The 3,711-nt window shown below is 59.0% G+C and carries 4 protein-coding genes; all 4 read right to left on the reverse strand.

Going from position 1 to position 3,711, the window contains the following annotated elements; genetic code table 11:
* Nucleotides 1-518, reverse strand: a 518-nt coding sequence (locus NW856_RS12960; protein ID WP_414400599.1) for a pentapeptide repeat-containing protein, incomplete at its 3' end; no start/stop codon positions are given.
* Nucleotides 519-899: 381 nt separating this feature from the next.
* Nucleotides 900-1,367 (reverse strand): thiol-disulfide oxidoreductase DCC family protein, encoded by a 468-nt coding sequence (locus NW856_RS12965; RefSeq protein ID WP_414400600.1) that lies wholly within the window; start codon nucleotides 1,365-1,367, stop codon nucleotides 900-902.
* 11 nt (nucleotides 1,368-1,378) lie between these two features.
* Entirely contained in the window at nucleotides 1,379-1,903 is a 525-nt protein-coding gene (def, locus tag NW856_RS12970) for a peptide deformylase (RefSeq protein ID WP_011433713.1), read from the reverse strand.
* A 52-nt stretch (nucleotides 1,904-1,955) separates the two neighbouring features.
* Nucleotides 1,956-3,584 (reverse strand): amidophosphoribosyltransferase, encoded by a 1,629-nt coding sequence (purF, locus tag NW856_RS12975; protein ID WP_414400601.1) that lies wholly within the window; start codon nucleotides 3,582-3,584, stop codon nucleotides 1,956-1,958.
* Nucleotides 3,585-3,711: the final 127 nt, after the last annotated feature.

Below are 3,711 nucleotides of genomic sequence, written 5' to 3' on the forward strand. Positions count from 1 at the left end.
GTCAGGTCTCTTCCCCTCAGGTCGGCCCGCTCCAAGTTGGCTCCGCTCAAGTCGGCTTGGGCTAGGCTTTCCCCCTGGGCAACGCCGTTGATGATTGTCCACACCAGGTGCCACTTGGGATCCATCTGCGTTTTGGGAGAAATGACAACCCACCTCAAGTTGGCGTCCGTTAGGTTGGCCCCCAGCAAGCTGGCGCCGATGAGGTTGGTGCCCAGGAGGTTGGCTCCGCTCAGGTTGGCTCCGTTCAGATCGGCCCCGCTGAGGTCTGCTTGAGTTAGATTGGCTCCGCTCAGGTTGGCATGGCTGAGATTCACCTGGCTCAGTCTCGCGCGGTTTAGGTTTGCTCCTCTCAAGTCTGCCCCACTCAGATCTCGCTGACTGAGGTTGGCCTTTCTCAAATCCGCCCAGCGGAAATCTCGCTCGCCAGCCTCCAATTTTGCCCCCAGATCTCCCACCGGACGAAGGGTAACCGGATAGGCTTTCGCGATTTGGATAAGTTGGGGATCACCCGAATCCATTAGGGTTGTCCAGAGAGCAAACTGCTTTTCCCAATCCAGAGGTTGGTTTAGGGTTTGGAGGAGAAGCTCTCTGCCTTTTCCGTTGTAATGGCTAAAACATTTGATGGCGCCGTTTGCGCTTCTGGGATCCTTGCCTCTCAAAACCGGCTGGAGGATCTCTAAACTGCAATCGATATTGCCCAGATCTTTATCAGTAACTGTAGGCACGCCTCATCCCCCCTTTGGCTGCTTTGTTCCTATTCTGGCTATGGGCTTAGAGAGGGTCAAGACCAGTTCAGGGAATTCCCTTAGAAAGGTTAACCTTTGATACAGGAATTCAATCCTTTTTCAAATTCCCTGATCCAAGATAGCGAGCTGAGGAAGAGGGAACTTCCATTTTGGCTATCGGCTTGCTTCTGCCTTGCCGGCGGCTGGTGCTGCAGCTTTTCCCTCAGCCTCGGCCAAGGGATCCCGGCAGGAAACACAAGCAGGGTAGACAGATAGGTATGGGGTGTTACGGCGGCCAAACCACTCGTAGCGGTGATCCCGGATCTGTTCGTAGCCTCGATCCCCCAGAACCTTCAAGCCAGGGAAGCTGCGGTACAGAGCCAACCACAGCTCCCCGCCCGGCAGAAGAGCAGCAATCTGTTCAACGGCGGCGGATCCCTGCCAACGGCGCTCCGGCTGCTCCAGGTCGATGAGGATCATCCCCAGCTCCACCTGCTCCGGTGGGATCCCCCATTGGGCCAAGGCAGAGGCATCTTGCATGGGGGCATAGCAAAACCGTTGCCCGCGATCCAGTTGCTCCAAGAGCTGAACACCGGTGGCACAGAGGTTGCAGAGGCCGTCGTAGATAACCATGTAGGGCATGGTGGGATCCCTCAGGCGGGCTGACCCAAAATCTGGGCTTGGTACTGGGCTTCGGTAAGCAGTTGCCGAGGCTGCCGCTGCAGGAACACCCGACCCATCAGGTGATCGTATTCGTGCTGAAAGATCCGCGCCGGAAAATCCTGCCAGACCACCCTTTGCTGAACGCCTTCTGGAGTGTAATACTCCACCTCCACTTCGCGGGCGCGGGCCACCAGACCACGGCAATTGGGCACACTCAAGCAGCCTTCCCAACCCAGCACCTGTTCAGAACTGCAAGCCAGCAGACGGGGGTTAACCATCACCAAAGGCTGCATTTGCGGCGCTTCCGGGTAGCGGGGATTGGGACGAGAGGCCACGATCAGCACTTGGAGCAGGGATCCCACCTGAGGAGCAGCCAAGCCCACCCCCTGCGCCTCTTTCAGGGTAGCCAGCATACCTTCTATAAGATCCTGCAAGGCCGGCGTTTTGAACTCCGTCACCGGCTCGGCCACTTGCGTCAGGATGGGATCCCCCAATTGGCGTAGGCGAAAAGTCATGGCTTGCCCCAAGCAATTCTTCTTCTCAGTCTAGCGGGGATCCCTGAGCAGCCTAGCGGCTCTTGCCAGTAGCCACCAGTTCCAGGGCCAGCTTGGAGCGCTTCAGCCCTTCTGGGATGGGGATGGGGTAGTGGCCGGTAAAGCAAGCGGAGCAGAACGAGTTGGGATCCCGGCCCGTGGCAGCCAGCATGCCTTCCCAGCTCAGGTAGGCCAAAGAATCCACTCCAATCTTCTCGGCGATTTCCTCTACGGAATGCTGGGCAGCAATCAACTGATCCTGGCTATCGGTATCGATGCCGTAGAAGCAGGGATGGGTAACCGGGGGGCTGGAAATGCGCATGTGGACCTGGGTAGCCCCCGCCTGGCGCAGGGCCTTGACGATTTTCTGGCTGGTGGTGCCCCGCACAATTGAGTCGTCCACAATAACAATCCGCTTCCCCCCCAGCACATCTTCCAGGGGGTTGAGCTTCATGCGAATGCCCCGCTCCCGCATGGATTGGGTGGGCTGAATAAAGGTGCGGCCCACGTAGCGATTTTTGATCAGCCCTTCGGTGTAAGGGATCCCCGACTGGCGAGCATAGCCAATGGCTGCCGGCGTGCCGGAATCGGGAACGGAGATCACCCAGTCGGCCTCTGCCGGGGCCTCCTTGGCCAGTTGTTCTCCCAAACGCACCCGGTAGGAGTAGAGGCTTTCCTCATGCATCCAACTGTCGGGGCGGGCGAAGTAGATCATCTCGAAGATGCACAACTTGGGGGTGGCCTCCGCCCAACGCACCGATTGCAGCCCCTGACGGCTGATCCACACCAACTCTCCCGGCTCCACCTGCCGCAGAGGGTCGGCCCCAATGATATCCAAAGCACAGGTTTCTGAAGCCAACACGTAATGCAGCGGCTCGGCCTCGGGGTGGCTGAGGGTGCCGTCGCTGCAGATGATCTCCAGCATCTCTGACTGCAGCAGCTCATCCAGAGCGGGGTTGCTGCTCAAAAGCCCCAACACCAGCGGACGCACCCCATAGGGATCCCGTGCCCCGATCAGGCCCTCTGGCGTGCCGATCACCAGACTAAAAGCCCCCTGACAGCGGCGCAAAGCTTGGCAAGTGGCCGCGATCCAATCTTGACCTTGGTTCACCGCCTGGGCAATGGCGTGGGCAATACACTCGGAGTCGGTGCTGCTGGTTAGGTGCCGGTCGGCGGCCTCCAGTTCCTTCCGCAGCTCTTCCGCATTGACCAAATTGCCGTTGTGGGCCAGAGCCAGCGGCCCCAGGCGAGTCTCCACGATCACCGGCTGAGCATTGGCCACGCGGCTGGATCCAGTGGTGGAGTAGCGGGTGTGACCAACCGCCAGATCCCCGGTCAGTTGGGCCAAGTTCACTTCATCGAAGACCTGGGAGACCAAGCCCATCGCCTTGTGAACCCGGCAAAAGGATCCCTCAAAAGTGGCGATCCCTGCCGATTCTTGGCCGCGATGCTGCAAGGCAAATAGGCCAAAGTAGGCCAGCTTGGCCACCTCCTCTCCTGGAGCCAGGATGCCAAAGACCCCGCAAGCCTCTTGCAGCTCTTCCCGGGCATACCCCGCCCCGCTGATGTTTTCTGAGGGGTACAGGGCATCAACGCCAACGGCAGTCTGCCCCTCTGCTTCTCCACAGCCAGAAGATGGTTCTGCTCCCGCCCTTGCTGCCATGGATCCTCGTCTTGCTGTCACGCTTACCAGTCTAACTCGGCCCAGGTCATTCCCCTCTATCTGGCTTCACCCCCAAAGGGGGAGTCCACAGGTGGGGTTTGCAAAAAGCTAAGACTCTATCTATAGT

The sequence above is a fragment of the Synechococcus sp. R3-13 genome, from assembly GCF_047462195.1.
Lineage (GTDB): Bacteria > Cyanobacteriota > Cyanobacteriia > Thermostichales > Thermostichaceae > Thermostichus.

Bases quoted from the DNA above. Each gene is read 5' to 3' on its own strand.
- NW856_RS12965 (WP_414400600.1), bottom strand. From the start codon at position 1,367: ATGCCCTACATGGTTATCTACGACGGCCTCTGCAACCTCTGTGCCACC.
- def (WP_011433713.1), bottom strand. From the start codon at position 1,903: ATGACTTTTCGCCTACGCCAATTGGGGGATCCCATCCTGACGCAAGTG.
- purF (WP_414400601.1), bottom strand. From the start codon at position 3,584: ATGGCAGCAAGGGCGGGAGCAGAACCATCTTCTGGCTGTGGAGAAGCA.